The sequence below is a fragment of the Methylomonas sp. MED-D genome (assembly GCF_050276835.1).
GTDB lineage: Bacteria > Pseudomonadota > Gammaproteobacteria > Methylococcales > Methylomonadaceae > Methylomonas > Methylomonas koyamae_A.
In genome coordinates, this window is record NZ_CP189965.1 from 3,238,778 (window position 1) to 3,259,233 (window position 20,456).

At 56.5% G+C, this 20,456-nt stretch carries 15 protein-coding genes; 2 read left to right on the plus strand and 13 right to left on the minus strand.

Going from position 1 to position 20,456, the window contains the following annotated elements; translation table 11 throughout:
• Nucleotides 1-39 precede the first annotated feature (39 nt).
• On the plus strand, nt 40-1,770 hold the full coding sequence (locus ACQE3E_RS14460; RefSeq protein WP_064027422.1) for an NAD-dependent malic enzyme: 1,731 nt from the start codon (nt 40-42) through the stop codon (nt 1,768-1,770).
• A 195-nt stretch (nt 1,771-1,965) separates the two neighbouring features.
• Here ACQE3E_RS14460 and ACQE3E_RS14465 read toward each other — a convergent pair whose 3' ends face one another.
• The 10 genes from ACQE3E_RS14465 to ACQE3E_RS14510 all read right to left on the minus strand — a co-directional run bounded on the left by ACQE3E_RS14465 (nt 1,966) and on the right by ACQE3E_RS14510 (nt 14,680).
• Nucleotides 1,966-2,682 (minus strand): M48 family metallopeptidase, encoded by a 717-nt coding sequence (locus ACQE3E_RS14465; protein ID WP_427500695.1) that lies wholly within the window; start codon nt 2,680-2,682, stop codon nt 1,966-1,968.
• Nucleotides 2,682-5,825, minus strand: coding sequence for a type I restriction endonuclease subunit R (locus ACQE3E_RS14470; RefSeq protein ID WP_427500696.1), 3,144 nt, complete (start codon nt 5,823-5,825; stop codon nt 2,682-2,684). Before ACQE3E_RS14470 ends, ACQE3E_RS14465 begins: the two co-directional genes overlap by 1 nt.
• A gap of 99 nt (nt 5,826-5,924) precedes the next feature.
• Nucleotides 5,925-6,128 carry a hypothetical protein gene (locus tag ACQE3E_RS14475; RefSeq protein WP_217631680.1) on the minus strand — a complete coding sequence of 68 codons (204 nt, stop codon included), beginning with the start codon at nt 6,126-6,128 and terminating at the stop codon, nt 5,925-5,927.
• A 33-nt stretch (nt 6,129-6,161) separates the two neighbouring features.
• Complete coding sequence (locus ACQE3E_RS14480) at nt 6,162-6,503, minus strand: GIY-YIG nuclease family protein (protein ID WP_254786775.1); 342 nt, start codon at nt 6,501-6,503, stop codon at nt 6,162-6,164.
• Nucleotides 6,504-8,516: 2,013 nt separating this feature from the next.
• Nucleotides 8,517-9,800: a restriction endonuclease subunit S gene (locus ACQE3E_RS14485; protein WP_427500697.1), complete on the minus strand. Its 1,284-nt coding sequence runs from the start codon at nt 9,798-9,800 to the stop codon at nt 8,517-8,519.
• A gap of 84 nt (nt 9,801-9,884) precedes the next feature.
• A complete protein-coding gene (locus ACQE3E_RS14490; RefSeq protein ID WP_427500698.1) occupies nt 9,885-10,301 on the minus strand; it encodes a PIN domain-containing protein in 417 nt (138 codons plus the stop codon).
• Nucleotides 10,291-10,509, minus strand: a complete 219-nt coding sequence (locus tag ACQE3E_RS14495) for a hypothetical protein (protein WP_064026582.1) — start codon at nt 10,507-10,509, stop codon at nt 10,291-10,293. The genes ACQE3E_RS14490 and ACQE3E_RS14495 overlap by 11 nt, the downstream gene beginning before the upstream one ends.
• Nucleotides 10,510-10,678: 169 nt before the next feature.
• Nucleotides 10,679-13,150, minus strand: coding sequence for an N-6 DNA methylase (locus ACQE3E_RS14500; protein WP_427500699.1), 2,472 nt, complete (start codon nt 13,148-13,150; stop codon nt 10,679-10,681).
• A gap of 23 nt (nt 13,151-13,173) precedes the next feature.
• Nucleotides 13,174-13,374 carry a hypothetical protein gene (locus ACQE3E_RS14505; protein ID WP_427500700.1) on the minus strand — a complete coding sequence of 67 codons (201 nt, stop codon included), beginning with the start codon at nt 13,372-13,374 and terminating at the stop codon, nt 13,174-13,176.
• A gap of 301 nt (nt 13,375-13,675) precedes the next feature.
• The gene (locus ACQE3E_RS14510; protein WP_427500701.1) at nt 13,676-14,680 is read right to left on the minus strand and encodes a PIG-L deacetylase family protein; all 1,005 of its coding nucleotides are present in this window, start codon (nt 14,678-14,680) and stop codon (nt 13,676-13,678) included.
• 286 nt (nt 14,681-14,966) lie between these two features.
• On the opposite strand from ACQE3E_RS14510, the gene ACQE3E_RS14515 reads away from it, so the two are divergent.
• On the plus strand, nt 14,967-15,761 hold the full coding sequence (locus ACQE3E_RS14515) for a zinc-dependent peptidase (RefSeq protein WP_313729921.1): 795 nt from the start codon (nt 14,967-14,969) through the stop codon (nt 15,759-15,761).
• Between the two features lie 116 nt (nt 15,762-15,877).
• On the opposite strand, the gene ACQE3E_RS14520 is transcribed toward ACQE3E_RS14515, so the two are convergent.
• From ACQE3E_RS14520 to corA, 3 genes are all read right to left on the minus strand, one after another.
• Nucleotides 15,878-18,121 carry a PKD domain-containing protein gene (locus ACQE3E_RS14520; RefSeq protein ID WP_313729920.1) on the minus strand — a complete coding sequence of 748 codons (2,244 nt, stop codon included), beginning with the start codon at nt 18,119-18,121 and terminating at the stop codon, nt 15,878-15,880.
• A gap of 768 nt (nt 18,122-18,889) precedes the next feature.
• The gene (locus tag ACQE3E_RS14525) at nt 18,890-19,339 is read right to left on the minus strand and encodes a hypothetical protein (protein ID WP_071157896.1); all 450 of its coding nucleotides are present in this window, start codon (nt 19,337-19,339) and stop codon (nt 18,890-18,892) included.
• 129 nt (nt 19,340-19,468) lie between these two features.
• Nucleotides 19,469-20,434: a magnesium/cobalt transporter CorA gene (gene corA / locus ACQE3E_RS14530; RefSeq protein WP_168029847.1), complete on the minus strand. Its 966-nt coding sequence runs from the start codon at nt 20,432-20,434 to the stop codon at nt 19,469-19,471.
• Nucleotides 20,435-20,456 lie beyond the last annotated feature (22 nt).

The window sequence follows — 20,456 nt, forward strand, 5'->3', positions numbered from 1 at the left end:
TCGACACCCGACCTCCTCCGACTACGCAAAGGAAACCCGATGACTCCATTGAGCGAATACTTCGATTACCGGCAAGATGCCAACGGCCAAACCTATATCGCCGCTAAAATTCGCGGCATAGCCCTACTCCGGCTGCCGGCCACCAATAAAGGCACCGCTTTCACGATCGAAGAGCGTATCGAGCTGGGCGTGGACGGCTTGTTGCCGCCCCGAGTGACCGATCTTAACCGCCAATTGGACCGTCTCTACGCCAACTACCTAAAACAGCCCAGCGATCTGGCCAAGTACCAATTTCTCCGCGCCACCCAGGAACGTTCCGAAGTCTTGTTTTACGCGCTGTTGGAGCGCCATTTGGAAGAGATGGTCCCCATCGTTTACACGCCGACGATCGGTCAGGCCGTCCAACAATTCAGCTCGATGTACACCACCGCGCGCGGCCTGACGTTTTCGGTGGAAAACATCGACCGGGCCGGTACCATCCTCGACAACTACCCCTGGCACGACATCCGGATGATGGTGGTGACCGACTCGTCGGCCATTTTGGGCATCGGCGACCAAGGCATGGGCGGTCTGGCGATCTCGATCGGCAAATTGGCGCTGTATACCGCCGGCGGCGGCCTGTGCCCCTTCCAAACGCTGCCGGTCAACCTCGACGTCGGCACCAACCGCGACGATTTGCTGGCCGATCCGTTTTATCTGGGCGTGCCGCAAAAACGCCTGACCGGCCCCGCCTACTTCGAGATCGTCGATAAATTCGTCGCGGCGGTCCAAGCCAAATGGCCCAAGGCCATCATTCAATGGGAAGATTTCGCCAAAAACGTCGCGTTCGACGTGCTGGAGCGCTACCGCGACCGGATTCCGTGCTTCAACGACGACATTCAAGGGACCGGCGCGGTGGCGCTGGCGGGTCTGCTGTCGGCTTGCCGACTGAAGGGCGAAGCCTTGACCGATCAAACCGTCGTGGTGGCCGGCGCCGGCGCCGGCGGTATCGGCGTGGCGGCCGCGATCAAAAGCGGCATGATTCGCGCCGGTCTGACGCCAGACGCCGCGCAAGCCCGGATTTTCGTCATCGACGCGCACGGTCTGGTCGTCAAAGGCCGCACCAGCGATGCCTACAAATCGCCGTTGGCGCAAGATCCGGATATTTACCGCGACTGGGGCGTTGCCGCCGGCCAGGTACCCAGTTTGCAAGAGGTCATCGCCCACGCCAAACCCAGCGTGCTATTGGGTTTATCCGGCGTCGCGGGCCTGTTCAGCCGGGAAATCGTTACCGATCTGGCCGGTTTCCATGCGCAACCAATCATTTTCCCGCTATCCAACCCAACCGACAATTGCGAAGCCAATCCGCAAGATTTGCTGAATTGGAGCGAGGGGCGGGCCATCGTCGCCACCGGCAGTCCGTTCCCCGACGCCAGTTACGGCGGGCGGCAATATCCGGTGGGTCAGGGAAACAACGCCTTCATTTTTCCGGGTTTGGGTTTGGCGGCGACCTTGGCCGAATGCAGCCGCATCAGCGACGAAATGGTCCAGGAAGCCGCCTATGCACTAGCGGACTACACCGCCGAACATTGGTTGGATGCCGGCCTGATTTACCCGCCGGTCGCCGATCTGAAAAAAGTTTGCCAATCGGTCGCCAAACGCGTCTTGGCCCAAGCCCTGCGGGACGGCTCCGCCAGCCGCACCGATTTGAACGACACCGACTTGGCCGCGTATATCGAATCGGCCTCGTGGCGAGCGGAACAGCTGCCCTTCAAATACGAACCGGCTTAAACCCGCTGAGTCGCGCTATTTTCCGTCCAAGCGATGCCATCTCGGCCGAACCGAGAACGGCCCGAGTATTCAACGGACCGCTCTCGGTTGGAACGGAACAAACCAGCGGCATCGGTAGCCGACTGTCTCGTCGGCGCGGCTTATTGCCGATGCCGACCGCCCGGCGCCACACCAAAATCGGCGAAACTGCTCATGCTATTCTCGCCACTGTTCGGCGCTCAACGGCAGCTCGTTCAACTCGGCCCTCGCCTCGCGCCAGGCCGGATAATATTCGTACAAGATCGCGACAAACCGTTCGCTATGGCTTGGCTCCAACAGATGCACCATTTCGTGTACCAGCACATACTCCAAAAGATGCCTGGGCTTCTTGACCAATTCGGTATTCAAGCGAATATGTCCGGCTTTGGGGTTGCAGCTGCCCCATTTGGTTTTCATCCGCTGCAAAAAATACTGCTTAACCGTTACGCCCAGCTTGGCTTGCCATTTAGCAATCAACGGCGGGATGGCCTGATGCAGCAACACCTTATGCCATTCGTGCAGCAACTCGGCGCGTTTTTCGAGAGACGTATCTGGCGGCAAGTACATGGAAATCCGCCGGTGATCGACATTCACAAACGGCTTGCCGCCGCGTGCCATGATCGTCAGCAAATGCCGCCGCCCCCAAAGATAGTGGGTCTCTCGCTCGACAAACTGTCTGGGGGTCTCTCTGGCCTGATTACGCAGTTTGGACTGTTGATCGCGTATCCATCCCAACTTTGAAATCGCGTAAGCCCTGGCTACTTCCAAACGGGTTTCCAGCGGAGCGGCCAGCGTCACCCGACCTTCCGGCGGATGCACAGACAGATGCACGTTCTTGATGGCCTTGCGGGTAACAGCGATGCTTATGTCGCCAAGCTCGATTGTTTCCGACATCAATATCCCGGCTGGTTCTTGATGATCTCGAATAGGGCCAGCGTGGCATTCGGGTTCTTGTTCAGCATTGGGTACAAGAAATTCTGAACGACACGTTCTTTGGTTTCATCACCCTTCCAGCCCGCCGGCGCTTGTTCGCGCATGGCATGATCAATTTTTAGCGCCAGTTGCGCACGCTCATCGCTATAATCGGTCTTGGGTTCATGCACCTGTGGCGTCGGTGAGGCTTCCGGCATCAAATTGGCCAGATTGTTGTAGATGACGATGGCCTCGTGCTTGCCAAGCAAAATCGCCGGAATGCCGGCCTCGGGTTGTTTGGCCGCTAAGCGTTTGACCAACTCTTCGGCCTTGCGCAAAAACGCCTCATAAGCGGCCGTATCCGCCCGGCTTTGCTTAATCAGATCGTCGAGCAGCTTGGACATCCGCGCGTAGAACCTAGGGTCGGTGAGCTGGTCGCGGATAATGGTCTTGCGGACGTTGTTGATGATCCCCTCGGCGATAGCGTTCTTCGACAGCTTGCCTTTCTGGTTCAGCTTGCGGGCAATGGCGTCGTGGATGCCAGTCTTGATGATCAGCTCGGTCAGCGACATTTCACCCAGTTCCCCTAATGCCTCCGCCGGGTCGGCCTGGATGTAAGTGTTGATCAGGTGGCGCATGTCAGCCTCGTAAGGCTTGATGTCCAGCTCTTCACCGGAGTGTTTCTTGATGGCGGCGCGAATCTCGGCGTAGAACTCCACTGCCTTTTTCAATGCCTCGGCCTCGGCCTCGGAATAACCCGCCTCGATCAGTTCCTGGGCGATGTCGGCGTAGGCACGCGCAAAGATCGCCACTGCCTTGTAGAAGGTCACCCGCAATGCTTCGGTTTCGGTTAGCGCCTCGGGATTAGCGGCATCGCCGCAGAAATAATGCAAGTACTGCTCGACTTCACGCGGCGGCAGTACCGGTTCGCACAGGTAGTGCAGTGCTTGACGGGCATCGTCCAGTTGCTTCTTGCCTTCTTCCAGCCAGTTTTTCAGGCGCACGTTGTTATCGCCGCCGTTGCCCTGGTCGATGTCCAGTTCGTCGGAACTGTACACCGCGATGGCTTGTTGCACGTCGCCAAAGAGCTTTTTGAAGTCGACGATATGGCCGTAGTCCTTGTCGTTGCCATCCAGCCGATTGGTGCGGCAGATGGCCTGGAAAAGATTGTGGTCACGCAGTTCGTTGTCGAGATAGATGTAGGTGCAGCTGGGTGCGTCGAAGCCGGTCAGTAGCTTGCTCACTACGATCAGCAGTTTAAGATTGGCCGGCTCGTCGATGAAGCGGCGCTTCATCTCCGTTTCGTATTTCTCGGTGCTCGGAAAATCCTTCAATACCAACTGACTATAGGTATCAAACTTATAGCGTTCATCGCTGTTGGCGGGCTCTTTCGAGATGGCATTGGCATTCGGTTCGTACGACGTAATGATGCCGCAGTAGGGGCCAAACTGGGTATTTCCGAACAGCCGGAAATAATGACAGGCATCGTAAATGGAGGCGGCCACCAGAATAGCGGTGCCACGGTCGTTGTTCAAACGCGGTTTGAGGGCGAAATCGGAGATAATTTCAGCGACCACCTCGCGTTTACGGCCTTCGGCGCTCATCAACTCTTCCATCGTCGCCCAGCGTTTACGCAACGCCGCCTTCTGAAAGTTGTTGAGGTTTTGGGTTTTCCGCTCGAACCACTCGTCGATTTTTTTCTGCGAGGTCAGCCGTTCGGGCACGTCGCGGGCCTCGTATTTCAAATCCAGCACCACTTTATCGGCCACCGCCTGATGAAACTTGTAGGTATGGATATAGGTGCCGAACACGTCCCGCGTCATTTGCTTGTCCTTGCGCAGCAGCGGCGTGCCGGTGAAGCCGATGAAGATCGCGCGCTCCAACCAGCGCTTCATCTGTCTGTTCATGTCGCCGCCTTGGGTGCGGTGGCATTCATCCACGAACACGTAAAAGTGCCCTTGCACCCTGGGCGGCGGTCCTTTCAAGTCGGAGACATCGAACTTATGAATCAACGCGCACAGCAAGCGCGGCGTAGTCGCGGCCAGCTTAGCAACAAAATCCGCCCGCGAGGTGATGCGCGGCGAAGCCGAATTTTCGCCAATCACTCCGGCATTGCGCATCACGCCGACAATCTGCTTATCCAACTCGTCGCGATCGGTGACCACCAATATCCGCGCCTCGGGATCGTGCTCCAGCAACCACTTGGCGATCAGCACCATCAAGATGCTCTTGCCGCTACCCTGGGTATGCCAGATCACCCCACCCTCGCGCTTGGCGATGCGTTCCTGCGCAGCTTTCACACCGAAAAACTGGTGCTGGCGCGGCACCTTTTTCTGGCCGGCGTCGAAGATGATGAAATTGCGGATCAAGTCCAACAGCCGGGCTTTGTTGCACAACTGCGCCAGAGGTCGATCCAGCAATGCGCCGATGGCTGTCGTAGGGGTGGGTTTCAAACCCGCCCCTACCAAACCGTCCCCTTCATCCTTCCACTCCACGAAGAACTGTTCGGGTGTGCCGGTCGTGCCGTAACGCAGACCTTGCGCATCGCTGCCCGCCAACACCAGTTGCACCGTGCTGAAAAAGCCTTGATTGAAAATGGCTTCCTGATTGGTGATCAGCTGGCGTATGCCGTCCGCCACATCCACCGAACTGCGCTTTAACTCGATCACCGCAATGGCGATGCCGTTGATATACAGCACAATGTCCGGCCGCCGCTCAAAGCTGCCTTTCAGCGTCACTTCCTCGGCCAGCGCAAAATCGTTACGCGCCGGATTGTCCCAATCGATCAAATGCACGGTTTCATGGGACACGCCGGCGGCAATTTGCACCGGCACGCCGTAACGCAATAACTGGTAGGTGCGCAGATTGGCCTGATACAAGGTAAAGCCGGTGGTCTCGGCGGCAATCTCCAGTTTCTGCAAGGCAGCGCCGATGTGGGCGGCGGAATAGCCACGTGCCGTCAGGTTGTCACGCAATAGCTTAGTTTCAAGGAGACGGTTGTTATCCCGCTTGCTCCAGTCGCCAAGATAGCGGTAGCCCAGGCCATCCGGCCGTGTCGGGTCGGCAAACAAGGCGACGACTCGGTTCTGGGTGTTACGTTCCGAACGGCTGTGTTGTTCCCTCATGAATTAAGCTCCTATTGCCTGTCGGTTTGTGGTTGTAATTTCGCCAGCGTTTTTTCGACAACGGTTATAAAAATCGGACTTGGTATTTTCACCAGCGTTTTAGCCGGCGTTTTCACCCGCACTTTCAGCAACCGACTGCACTGGCAGTAGGCTCGATGCATCATCACCAATCAGCGCCGGTTTGCCGTCTTTCCAGACCACGGCATACTGACCCAGGCGGCGTTTGCGTTCTAACGCTTCACCAACCGCTGCCGTCAGGCAATCCAGAAGTTGTTTCTCTTTGGCGGGAATCGTGTTCATCATTGGGCCTCGCAAACGCTTAAACTAAAAAATCTATTATGCTGAGGCTAAGTCGTGCCACAAATCCTGCCAGCTCGGATTGGCTTGCTCAATCAGCCGTTTTTTAGCGGCTCGCGACCAATTCTTTAACTGCTTTTCCCGCAATATGGCACTCTCCATCCTGTCCTGCACCTCATACCAAACCAGCAGGTGCGCTCCATAGCGTTTGGTGAAGCCTTCGGCCATATCGGTTTTATGCTGGTAAACACGCCCAATCAAATTCGAAGTCACGCCAATGTAAAGCGTCCCGTTTCGTTGACTGGCCATTATATAAACACAGGGTTGTTTATCCATTTTTGCATGATTTTCAGTTTGACCTGCTGACTTTAATCCCGCCAAAAACAGCGCCGACAAACTTTAACGCAAATACCGCAATAATTGCAGCGTCACCCCGGCAGGGATTGCCGGGGTCCAGAAGCCACGGAGGGTTTTGGCGTTTACCTCCCTGTAATCTGGGTTCCGGCAATCCCTGCCGGAATGACGGGGGGCGTGGTCATAGCAGCCTGGTCTTGCCGGTCAACAGTTCCTGCATCATGCCCTGTTTGAGAGCGCGGGTGTTGTCGCGGCGGGCAGACGGCTGCGTTAAACTTCAGTACCGTAAAGTGGCTCGCGGCGCCGTCACCCCGGCAGGGATTGCCGGGGTCCAGAGCCCATGGAGGGTTTTGGCGTTTACCTCCTTGTAATCTGGGTTCCGGCAATCCCTGCCGGAATGACGGGGGGCGTGGTCATAGCAGCCAGGTCTTGCCGGTCAACAGTTCCCGCATCATGCCCTGTTTGAGAACGCGGGTTTTGTCGCGGCGGGCAGACGGCTGCGTTAAACTTCAGTACCGTAAAGTGGCTCGCGGCGCCGTCACCCCGGCAGGGATTGCCGGGGTCCAGAAGCCACGGAGGGTTTTGGCGTTTACCTCCTTGTAATCTGGGTTCCGGCAATCCCTGCCGGAACGACGGGTGGCGTGGTCATAGCAGCCAGGTCTTGCCGGTCAGCAATTCCTGCATCATGCCCTGTTTGAGGGCGCGGGTTTTGTCAAGGCGGACAGACGGCTGCGTTAAACTTCAGTACCGTAAAGTGGCTCGCGGCGCCGTCACCCCGGCAGGGATTGCCGGGGTCCAGAAGCCACGGAGGGTTTTGGCGTTTTACCTCCCTGTAATCTGGGTTCCGGCAATCCCTGCCGGAACGACGGGTGGCGTGGTCATAGCAACCTCGTCTTGCCGGTCAGCAGTTCTTGCATCATGCCCTGTTTGAGGGCGCGGGTTTTGTCGCGGCGGGCAGACGGCTGCGTTAAACTTCAGTACCGTAAAGTGGCTCGCGGCGCCGTCACCCCGGCAGGGATTGCCGGGGTCCAGAAGCCACGGAGGGTTTTGGCGTTTTACCTCCCTGTAATCTGGGTTCCGGCAATCCCTGCCGGAACGACGGGTGGCGTGGTCATAGCAGCCAGGTCTTGCCGGTCAGCAGTTCTTGCATCATGCCCTGTTTGAGGGCGCGGGTTTTGTCGCGGCGGGCAGACGGCTGCGTTAAACTTCAGTACCGTAAAGTGGCTCGCGGCGCCGTCACCCCGGCAGGGATTGCCGGGGTCCAGAAGCCACGGAGGGTTTTGGCGTTTTACCTCCCTGTAATCTGGGTTCCGGCAATCCCTGCCGGAACGACGGGTGGCGTGGTCATAGCAGCCAGGTCTTGCCGGTCAGCAATTCCTGCATCATGCCCTGTTTCAGGGCGCGGGTTTTGTCAAGGCGGGCGGGCGGCTGCGTTAAACTTCAGTACCGTAAAGTGGCTCGCGGCGGCGTCACCCCGGCAGGGATTGCCGGGGTCCGGAAGCCACGGAGGGTTTTGGCGTTTACCTCCCTGTAATCTGGGTTCCGGCAATCCCTGCCGGAACGACGGGTAGCGCGGTCATAGCAGCCAGGTCTTGCCGGTCAGCAATTCCTGCATCATGCCCTGTTTGAGGGCGCGGGGTTTGTCGCGGCGGGCAGACGGCTGCGTTAAACTTCAGTACCGTAAAGTGGCTCGCGGCGGCGTCACCCCGGCAGGGATTGCCGGGGTCCAGAAGCCACGGAGGGTTTTGGCGTTTACCTCCCTGTAATCTGGGTTCCGGCAATCCCTGCCGGAACGACGGGGGGCGTGGTCATAGCAACCTCGTCTTGCCGGTCAGCAGTTCTTGCATCATGCCCTGTTTGAGGGCGCGGGTTTTGTCGCGGCGGGCAGACGGCTGCGTTAAACTTCAGTACCGTAAAGTGGCTCGCGGCGCCGTCACCCCGGCAGGGATTGCCGGGGTCCAGAAGCCATGGAGGGTTTTGGCGTTTACCTCCCTGTAATCTGGGTTCCGGCAATCCCTGCCGGAACGACGGGGGGCGTGGTCATAGCAGCCTCGTCCTGCCGGTCAGCAGTTCTTGCATCATGCCCTGCTTGAGGGCACGGGTTTTGTCGCGGCGGGCTTCCAGCGCGGCGAGTTCGGCGTCCATGTCGGAGAGAATGGTGGCGATGGCGGTTTGTTCATCGTTCTCCGGTAACGGTAGCTCGATGCCTTCGACATCGCCATGCGAAAGGTGTTTGACCGTTGTGCTCGAAGTTGCCGCTTCGATGTCTTTCAACGGCTCAATCAGGTAGTAATACGCGAAGACTCGGTCCAATCCTGATCGCGGCACCACTCTGCCAACCCGTTGGTTGAGTAGTGCGACGCCCTTGGTCCACCGACATGGAAGAAAGTCGCCGTCCATGCCAATCAGTACGTCACCATCCCTAACCATGAACGCATTTTCGTAAACTCCTGAGTAATGGAAAACTTGGTCATCGCTCTTAAGATCACGATTCTTGACCAATCGTAACCCCTGTTCCTCGGTATTGAAAAACGCGGAACTAAATGGGAACCCGACTTGAAACTGGAGCACACTACCGAACCGCTTAATCTCCCACTCCCCACTAAACCCCGGCAAGCGGGTTTGGCCGGTGAGGAGTTGTTGCATCGCGGCCTGTTTAAGGTCGCGCTTCTTGGCGATCAGCCGCTCCAACCCGTCCAGCAGCGCATCCACATCGCTCAACGCCGCCGCGATGGCACGTTGTTCAGTGTCGGTGGGAGGGAGAGGGATTTGTGTTTTTCGAATGGCAGCCAAGCCTAAGTTGCCAATAGTCGATCCAGTCAACCCATCAAAGAATTGTCGCTTTACAATTAATGTCTGAAGAGAGTGATAGACAAACCGCTTAGAAACTGCCGGCTTCAAGTTCAAATAGGCCGCGCTCTTCCCTAGCACTACGGGTTCACCTTCATACAATCCAAGATTGCCGACGGTGCCATTGATCGACAGAAGTATTGATCTATCGCTGAGGGACTTCCGGTATTTGATGAACTCCGCGTGATCAACCAATTTTGTGTCGGTCGTAATAACTATCTTGCCACTATTCAGATTGTTGCCATTGATGAAGAAATATTCACCATTCGGCGAATAGGCTGGCGTTCCATGCAACCCATCGCCAATATGGGTTGTGACATCATCCAAGCAAACAGCATCCCAATCCTCCGGAATAATCCCCACCTCCGTCATCTTGTATCCCGGCTTAACCAAAGCCACATTGCCGGCCTGCAAGCGATAAGCCGCGCTGGCTTCCTTGACCGCCTCGGCATGGTTTGTTGGTTGATTACTCATGGGTTTGCATTTTCCACGGCATCGTTGAACCGTTGAGCCTTGGGCAAGCAGTTGATTTCCATGGCATACGTTCCATGCTTCCGGTTACTGGAGGTTCACGAAAGGATTAATGACGGTCAAGCGGTCTTCGATCACCTGACCGTGTTGCAGGTCTTCGGAATAAAGCTGTCGACAATCGGCTTCCAAGGCGCTGGCGACAATCAAGCTATCCCAATAGGAAAAACCATATTTCAGTTTGAGCCGATGGGCGAAACGTATCGTGGTGACTTGGATGGTCTGGATAGCTGCAATCGAAATGATGACCTCGATATTGTCTTGAATCAGCCTGTCGATGATTTTCTTTTTCAGCATCACGCTGTAGTACTCATTGAGCACTTGAGTACTGCTTACTAATGTCGGCAAGGTTTCGATCAGTTCCAACGCAATCGCGCATTTTTGATCATCGTGCTGAAAATGCGCGTACACCCAGATATTGGTATCGATAAAGCTGTTAACGCTCATATAAAGCTTCTCTGGCGGGCAGTTCGATACCCTCGACTACAAAGCGATGGGCGTAGGCTGTTCTGCGCTCCGTGGCTTGCTGGCTGCCGGCGTCGCTATCTTTAAGCACGATGATGGTGAATTTTTCGCCGGTGGCAATGGGCAGGTCGGCTAATAAAACACCATGTGAGCTATCCATCACCAATTCTTTTGTTAATACGACTTGCATGGCATTGTCCTCGATAAGATTTTCAATTTTGGGGCAAATACGTCTTGGGCGGTGGTTTGGCGCGCGTAGCGAGCACGTACCAGAGTGTGCTGGATTTTGAGGCATTCGACCCGATATGACCAACGCAATTGGTCGGACAGTGTCTGACTTATGGTACCGCTGGGAGGATTCATTTCCATGTGATGCCCATCCTGGTGAGATGTCGCTCGACTTTGCTCGCCAGTTTGCTTACCTCGTCTTCCAACTGCGGCAGTGGCGCGGCATAGCGTTCGGCCAGTTGGCGGATGCGACGGGTCAGAGTCTGCGAAACCCGGTCCAGTTCGCCCTGTACGGCGGTGGACAGATGCGCCATCCACTTGTCGTCGATCACCAGCGTTTTGATTTCGGCTTCGCTCAACGTCGGGTATTTTTCATAGGCCTTTTGGTCGAGCGCGGCTTCGGCTTCCCTGATTTGTTTTTTCAATGCGCTGATCCGGTTGCCCAGTTCCAGCCATTGTTTCAACACTTTTAACTCTTCGGCGCCTTCCTGATCATTACCGGTCGCTTCCAGCATCCCTGCCTCACGCGACATAAGGCCATCCGTGGCCAAAATTTCCTTGATCCGGTCTTTAACGGCGGCGGCATTGATGTTGTCGTATCCGGAAAAGATGGCGTCTTCGCCGCCGTGTTCTTCTTCCAGCTCGGCTAGGCTGGCGGTGACGGCTTCCAGTTCGGCTTGTTTGGCCTCAATGGCGGCCTGCTGGTCGGCAAAGTAGCGGGCGACGATATACGGCTTGGGGATCAAATCGCAGACCCAGCCCTTGTCCTTGGCTTTACCCTTCTTGTCGGTTTCGACGATGCGGGTGGGTTGGGCAACCCAGCCGTCGGCGGAGATCAGATAGCAATCGTCCTGCATGGTGTCAGCCCAGTAGTCCATCAGGTGCTGGTAAATGTCGTAAGCATCCAGCAGCGGCGCCGGCTTGAAGGTGTTCAGCAAATCTTCGGCGATGGTTTCGATCAAGGCTTTGGGATGGCCTTCTTTACCAAAGCCGGTGAGCAATGGCGTGGTGGCGTCTCGCCAGCCTTGAAAGCGTTCAGTCGCTTGGGCGTTGAAGGTAGCGAATTCGGCATGGCCGAAGATGGCGGGTTTGACCTCGGCCAGCGGCAGCGTCAATTGCGCATAACCGGGGCGCAGCGGGGCAAACAAGCTGGTACGCACGCCGGGCAACACTTGCCAGTAGTCGGCCAGCGCATCCAGGTCGCGCTCGGGAATGCCGCCATTGAGGTGACCGTTGATGTCTTGAATGTCTTCCGGTTCGCTGCTGTCGATGTAGCGCGGCAAATTCAGGTTGAAGTCGTTTTTCGGATCGGCGATTTCATCGAACGGCACCATCCGGGCATAGCGCGGCACGTCGGCTTGCTTGCCGAAGGTGTCGACGATTTTGTGGATGTCCTGCTCGCGCAAACGGTTCTTGTTGCCGTCCTTGATATAGCCCTTGCTGGCGTCGATCATGAACACGCCTTTGCGGGCGGTGGCGTTTTCCTTGTCGATCACCAGAATACAAGCCGGGATGCCGGTGCCGTAAAACAGGTTGGCCGGCAGGCCGATGATGCCTTTCAGGTAGCCAGAGCGAATCAGTTGCTGACGGATCACCGCTTCGGCATTGCCGCGAAACAGCACGCCGTGCGGCAGAATGCAGGCGGCTTTGCCGTTGGCTTTCAGGCTGCGGATGATGTGCAGCAGATAGGCGTAGTCGCCTTGTTTGGCCGGCGGCTCGCCCCAAACAAAGCGCTGGTAAGCATCGTCGCCCGGCGTCAGGCCGGTGCTCCAGGTCTTGTCGGAAAACGGCGGATTGGCGACCACGTAATCGTAAGTGCGCAGGTTTTCGCCGTCTTTGAACTTGGGCGAGGCCAGCGTGTTGCCGGACAGGATGGTGGCAGTCGGGAAGTCGTGCAGGATCATGTTCATCCGCGCCAGACCGGCGGTCGTGACATCCTTTTCCTGGCCTTCCAGATTAATTGGTGGTTGCCCAGCTTCGGCGGCGACTTTCAACAGCAACGAGCCGGAGCCGCAGGTCGGATCGTAAGCAGTAGTACGGGCATTGGTATTGTCTGGAGAAATGCCGACCACTTTGGCGATGACCCGGCTGACTTCAGATGGCGTATAAAACTGGCCTTTGCTCTTGCCGCTTTCGGTGGCGAAGTGGCGCATCAGGTATTCGTAAGCGTCGCCGAGAATGTCGTCGTGCTCGGCGCGGTTCTTGGAGAAATCCAGCTCGGGCTTTTGGAAAATACCGATCAGGTTGGAGAGCTTCTCCACCATGTCCTGGCCTTCGCCGAGCTTGTTGGGATCGTTGAAGTCCGGGAAGTCGCTTTTCGATAATCGGGCGTTGGCATTGACCAAGGGGCCGATGATCTGGGTGTTGATCTTGTCGCCAATGTCGGATTTGCCTTTGAGGGCAATCATGTCCTTGAAACTGGCGCCGGGCGGAATCACCACCGGCGGCGCGAAGTCGTCGCTGTCGGCGTATTTGTCGGTGATGTATTTGATGAACAGCATGAACAGCACGTAGTCCTTGTACTGACTGGCGTCCATGCCGCCGCGCAATTGGTCGCACGAGGCCCACAGCGAGGAATAGAGATCGGATTTTTTAATAGCCATGAATCGGTGATGGTGTGGCGTGTTTAGTCTTGGTTATTGGGGTTAGTCGATTGGCTGGGAACGGCGATGCCGTGTTGGCCGCAAAAATCGCGAATCAGCACTTCCACCCTGTTAGCCAGAAAGCGATGCTCGCGTTCGGCGGCCGGACGCAGCGCTGGTTTTAACGCCGAATCGATGCGAAACGCCGGCTTGGCGGCTTTGGTAGCCGGCCGGTCTGCGCCCATCCGGATTACGGTACTGGGAACGTACCGCGATGTAAAGGAAAGCCGGCGACTATCCAAGTCCAGCGGACCTAGCGAAGCGTGGAAGTTTAGCCTCCAGGCGAATATCCGGCCGAAAATCGAGAGCGATCGGTGGCGGCCGCCGCGAACATCGCGCCGTTCGAAGCTATGCACTGCCACGGCAAGCCGTTCGAGCGGATGACTCTATCGGCTGAACGCGACAAGCCCTGAAGATGAAGGCAAAGAACCGCTGCCGCGCCAAATTGCTCGGATCGGCGCGGCGTCACGCCAATCCGAGCGCGAACTAGATTTTTCGCCGAGTCAGCGGGTGACTATCGAAGGCTTTGCGGACATGGCGCCAATGTTCGACGACATTTTCTATCCGTTGGGTATCGCCGGTTTGCAGCTGGGTGAAACACTCGCTGCTGCGCACAAAGGACGCCAGAAAGTCGCCCATGATCAATTGCTGAGTTTGATATTCCGCCATGGCTTGACGCTTGGTCGCCACTTCGGCGGGCGTCAAATTCAGACACACCCGGTGATGTCCGCGCAGCGGCAAATCGTCGGGCAGTTGCATGGGTTGCCCGCTCCAGTCCTGAGCGATCCCCCAATTCGAGCCGGTCGGCCATCCGGGGCGCCAATGGATCAAGTAGGCCAGCATTTTCGGATGAATGTTTTGCGAGGGTTCGCGCGCTAGCCAATCGCGCACGGCCAGCAACGTGAACATACCCAAACCGGCGTGATCCGAGTCGTTTTCCATCACGTCCGGGAAGGCTATCATGGTCGGCCGGGTCTCGCGCAAGATCGCCACCAGTTCGCTGAGTAAGTCCTGGCCGTCTTGCGCGTAGCCTCTATCGACCGCTTCGCTGTAAGGCACATGGTCGAAGCCGGTGAAGTCCGAGCGCATCGGCTGGTTGCGCCGCCAATGCGACACCAGTGCCGAGTAGATGCTGCCGTCCGAGAAGCCCAACAAGTCCAGATGCAGAAAACCCTTGCCCAACACTTGGGCCGCGCGCCGCGATTCGTCCAGGCGACGTTCGCCGAACGCCAGAAAATCGGCCGCGGACGGCTTGCGCTTGCCGGTTTGCTGAACCACGGCATCGACGTAGGCATCACCCGATGTCACGACGACGCTACGGACACTGCCGCCGTTAGCGAATACTCGTTGCGCCAGACCTGCGGCGCTCAAGCTTTCATCGTCGGGATGCGGCGCCAATATGAGCAGGCGCTCCCCCCTACCCACGTCCAGCGCTTGCTCCGGCGCGGCGGCGGCCGGTAATGCCACCGCAACGGAAAGCCAAAAAAACATAAGATGCCAAACACGATCAGACTGCCGCATACGCTGCTCCTGCTTCCAAAATAGACCCGGTTGAAATGTGTCCGCTCGGCCCGTCAACACGGACCGGGCTATAATCCGCCTCGACTGGAGACCAGCGAAGACCGTGCCAAACCATGCCGGCACCGCGACCGGCTGCAATTGTGGCCGACTAAATCCGGTTTGCATCCGACCCGGTTGAAATATCCGCCAGATTGGTTGCTATCAACCGTTCGGGACGAACCCGCTATTCGGCCATCACCACCACCGCGACGACCTGATGAGAAACCGATTCAAACGCGCCTATCGACGTTATCGGCTACGCGGCCACGCCATTCCCTTCCAAACCTGGACCCAAGCCACCGCTGAGTTACCTTTACTGCAAGGACTGACGCCAATCGAACTGGCCCGCTTACGGGTGATGAGCTCGTTGTTTCTCCGCGAAAAAAACCTGGTCGGCGTGGATATTGATCTAAATACCAACATGCGCATCGTCATCGCGGCACAGTGCTGCCTGCCGGTTTTGTATTTGGGCTTGGCTCTGCTGTACGGCTGGTTGGATGTCGTGGTTTATCCCGACGCCTTCGTCGTGGCGCATGAAGACGTCGACGACGCCGGCATCGTACATCAAGAACAGCGAATTCTGACCGGGGAAGCTTGGTCGGCGGGACCGCTGATATTGTCCTGGCAAGAAATCCTGGAAGACATCGAATATCCGGAATCCGGACAAAACGTAATCGTTCACGAGATCGCCCACAAGCTGGATATGCGCAATGGGGTCGGCAACGGTATGCCGCCGCTGCACGCCGATATGTCGGTGAGCGAGTGGACGACCGCGTTATCCGCTGCCTTCCGCCAATTGCGCCAGTATCCCGAGTTGCCGATTTCGAGCTGGATCGATCCTTACGCGGCCACCGATCCAGCCGAATGCTTCGCGGTGTTTAGTGAAGCGTTCTTCTGCACACCTGCGATTCTATTGGAACATTGTCCGGCGGTGTTCCGACAACTGAGCCTCTATTACCGCCAACAGCCTCATCGGCGTCGCGATCGACAGCAAAACATCGACCATCGTTAAGCCCCCCGACCGGAAGCGCGTTGCAGGCTCATCCGAAACCGATGGAAATCCATTCGACCGCGCAAAAAAAGAAGGCGCGGATAACCGCGCCTTCCGTTACAACAGGAAATGTTAGCTTACCAAGTAAAACTCGCCGCCACCTGGCCGCTGCCGTCGTAGGTATAACCGTTTTTGACGACGTTGCTAACGGTGTAGGCACAGGTTCCGGAGCTGCTGGTGGGCAGGCTGGAACTGCTGATACTGGCGATACCGGTGGAACCGGTCACGGCGGATTTAGCCCAGGTTTTGGAAATGTTACCGGTACTGGTTTTCGCCGAACAACTCCACGAGCCGTTCACCGTGGCGTTAGCCAATGTAGCTTCGCCATACTTGACGGTCACTTTGGCCAAACACTCCGATTTGCCACCCGTCAACAATCTGCGGATTATCGCGGTGTTCGAGACTTTCATGCTGACGTTTACCGGCGCCTGAGCGACATTGATCGATTGCGTGGCGCTGTTTTTTAAGCCGACGTTATCGGTCACCGTCAGCGTGGCAGTATAGTTGCCCGGAGTTCCGTAGGTATGATCGACACTGGCGGTACTGCCATTCGTACTTCCGTCGCCGTAATTCCAATCATAACCGACGATGGTGCCGTCCGGGTCGCTAGAGCCCGTACCATTGAATGTTACCTTGGACGGCGCATCGCTCGCGGTCGGTAATGCTGAAATGACGGCCGTCGGCGGGATCAGTTTCACGACGTTTTTCGGATAACTACCGGTAATCTGGTACTGGCCAAGGCTAGCGTAATCCGAATAGCCGGTCGTCAAGTCGCCTTTACCGACGCCATCGATTTGCAGGAAATATTGACCCGCGTTCAAGGTAGCGCTCAGCGACGCCGACAGACTATCGACCGGATTTACCTCGCTGACCGACTTACCGGAAGCATCGAACAATTTCAGAGCAATATCCAAATTACCGGCCACCGAACCCGAGGCCGCATTGAACTGAACGTCGCCGCCATCGGTGTAAAAAGTGAAGACATCCAGGTCGGTATTGCGTTCGATAATGCCGGTTTGAACCACCGAGGTGGGATCGCCCGACAAAGGCGCGGCCGAGGCCATGCTGTCCGGAAAATCGTCGACACGAATCGGAGCACCCGCCGCACTAATGACCGCAAGGTCGTCCTGAGCGTTATTCGCCCCAGGGTATTCGCCCTTACTCCATTGCGAAACGGGTTTGTAATAACCGACCCCCATCAGCGGCGCCCAACCGGTGGCGCCGCTGCCGTGCCCCGAATAGTAACCGACACTGGCGGTGCCGTCGTGGTAGAGACTCAGATTGTGGCCAACTTCGTGAGATACCGCCTCGGCCACATATTTGGGGTTGCCGTTACCCAATTTATCGAAGAAAGCCCAAGCCGGTTGATAGCGGTTGGGCGAAGTGGACGAATAAGACGAAAAGACGTTGACATAAGCAACGCCACCGCAGACCTGGCCGCACAGTTCCGGCATCGATCGAGTGATGACCGCGCGGGTGCCGTATTGAGTGTCGCTACTGGTAAGGCGTTGCATCGCATCGGCCGCCGGCTCTTGCGTCGTCACATCCACGTCGAACGGCGCGTAGTCTTCCGCCACGCGTTGCCAGATTTCGCGGATGTTGTTCAACTCCGTGGTGCTGAATCCATTGGGATTGCCATCCGTATCATAGGCCTGAGCAGTCAACGTACCGTTGTACCAAGTGGTGTTGATGGCCTGATGACCGTTGAAATCCAGGTAAATGACGCGATTGGAATCGGGTTTGCTGTGCAGCGTGAACGGATCGGTCGTCGAGGCGGCGATCGCGGCGTAAGTACTGCCGCTTCCCTCCGCCATCGCCGCGTCGGCGCTATCGGCGGTCGCGGTCTCGCCGGCACCCTGCTTGGGGTCGGGCTGGATATCCGACTCTATGTATAGCAAGCGGCCGCCTTGATCGATCCAAGCGGTCTGGTCGCTTTTTAAAATATTCTCCAAGCGTTCGGCGGACATCCCATAGGCCTTGGCCACCAAGGCCAGATTGTCACCTAGGGCGTCGACGGCGGCCTGGCCGTTGAGCTTCTCCTTCAACGAGATTTGCGGAAACGGCGATTCGGTTTCGTCCGACGACGGCAAATCGCCAATGTTGGCCAACGATTTTTGCGAGTTCGCCTTAACCACGCTCAACGGATTTTCGAGACCGGAACCGTTCAAACCGGTGACGATGGCCTGTACTCGGCCATTCGAAAGCAAAGTCAAGACATAGTTGTAGCCGACCAAAGCTTTAGCCGCATCGTCCTGATTAGAGAAATACAGTGTCTCTTTCAAGAGACTACCGGTACCGGCGGGCGGATACGACTGGCTCACGTCGCCTTCCGTCTGAGCGGTCTGGTCGGGAGTGACGGCACACCCTACAATAGTCGTGAGAGCGGCCGTGGCAACAAATAGTTTTGTATTCATAATCGACTTCCAAAGTATGAGCAAGATCCAGTCGATGAGTGCGAATCACGCGGCGCATCAAGACCAAAATCCTTGCGACAAAAATTAATCGAAAAAGCTGACCGCCAGTAGGGAGTATGTGTTTGTTTTAAGCTGAACTATCGAAACGCATATCCCTGGTGATCCGGAATTTGCATTAGAAGCTTGGCAATAAACCTCGCGCGACTTGGAGCGGTAAAAAGATTATTGAGTTAACGCCGTCGATTCTTGGCTAGCTAGCCTACTCAAATTCGAGTGTCTCTGGCACACCGGTTATAGGGAAATTTGACGACAGACAGGTTATAGCCCAACGCGGCCGATTCGGCTAGCCTGGATCTTGGAGCCGGTTTAGAAAATGAAGCGTAGTTCCGATTCGCGATTTTAAAAGCCGCCGCGTTCGACGATTGCGATAATCTTTTCGCCCGCATCACGAACGCTGCCGCCTCGCCATACAAGAACGGTGTCCGATAGCGTTTACGCCGAGAAAATGCCCTATTCCACTTCGAATTCCGTGAGACTGTCGTTCAGCGCCGAAAGACGCCGCTCCACCAACGGCCCTCGGCATTCACGCTCGCTGATAGGAGTTTGGGCTATCCGTCTGCACGGGGTTCCAACACTCGCCGTCCAGGCGTGTTGATCGCCCGCAAGCCGCGCCGATCAGCGATTATTCCGGTACATATCCTGCTGACGTTCGATGGCTTCGGTCAGGTTATAACCCTGGTCGTTGAGCAAATCGCCGACAAAAAACAAACGCATCTCGAATATCCAGGCGATTTTCTTTTGCTTATTGTTTTCCACGACAATCGTCGCCAGCCTGGGGTTATTATCGACTACCTGACTTACGACGGTTTTCGGATTATTCGGGTCTTCGTTCAACGCGCCGGATACGATCCGCTGTGCGTATTCCAGCGTCAATACCGAGCGAGTGGCCGGGGCCGCCGCATTTTTTTCGTCTATCATCGACTGTGCCTTGAAATAGCCGATGTCATAGGCCAGTTTGGCGACAACACTCACGGCTATCGCGATTGCCCAGATCGACAAGCCGATCTTCAAGCGGCGTCTGACTTGGGGGTGGGAGAGTCTTCTAACTAAAACGCTAAACTTCATTGTATGGTGTTTCCGTGGCGCCATTCGCCGGTTTTTGATGGTTGAAACAGTTGAGGGATTTAAAAACAAACATTCAATTAGGGCATCGGCTATCCATCATCTCTATAATTTGGTCCTTACGAACACGACTCACAACCAGCCGGACCGCTTCAAGCGCCAATACAGCAGCAAGCTACTCAAGGCCACGCCGCCCAGCACCAACGGGTAACTAAAGGTCCACTCCAGTTCCGGCATGTGGCGGAAGTTCATACCGTACCAACTGAACACCATCGTCGGGATCGCCAGAATCGCCCCCCAACCGGCCAGACCTTTGACCACTTCGTTCTGCCGCACGGTTTCGAAGGTCAGGTGAACCTGCATCGCTGCGATCAGCATCTCGCGCATGCCTTGAATCGATCGGTCTATGCGCTTGATATGGTCGGCGATGTCGCGAAAATAAAACCGCACGTCCTTCGGTATCAAGCCGTTATGAAAGCGCATCAATTCGTTGCAGATGTCGATCACCGGCGTGATCGCCGCTTCCAGCATCAACAGCTCGCGCTTTAGTTCGTACAAGCCTTCCATGGTCTGCCGACTGGGCCGTTGCTCGAAAATCGCCGACTCCAGTACCTCGAAGCGCTGTTGCAAGCCGTCGATCACCGGGACATAGTTATCGACGATAAAATCCATGATCGAATACAGCGCAAACCCCGGTCCCTTCGCCAATTGCTGCGGCATCGCCTCGCAACGCCCGCGCACCTTGGCGTGACTCAGCGACGAACCGTGCCGCACCGTCACCAGAAATTTCGCCCCCATGAACAAGTGGGTTTCGCCGAATTCCACTTTGTCGTCGACCAGTCTGGCCGTATGCAGCACGATGAACAACGAATCGGCGTATTCCTCGATTTTCGGTCGTTGGTGAGCGGCGCAGGCATCTTCGATTGCCAAATCGTGCAAACCGAACTCTTGTTGCAACTCGGCCAACAAGGCCGAATTGGTTTCGCGCAAGCCCAACCACACGAAGGTCTGATCCTGCCGGATCACTTCGCTAATGTCCGGAATCGACACCTCGCCGACGCTGACGCCGTTGTGGTAGGCCACGCATTTCATAATCATGCTGCTATCGATGGATTCGGCC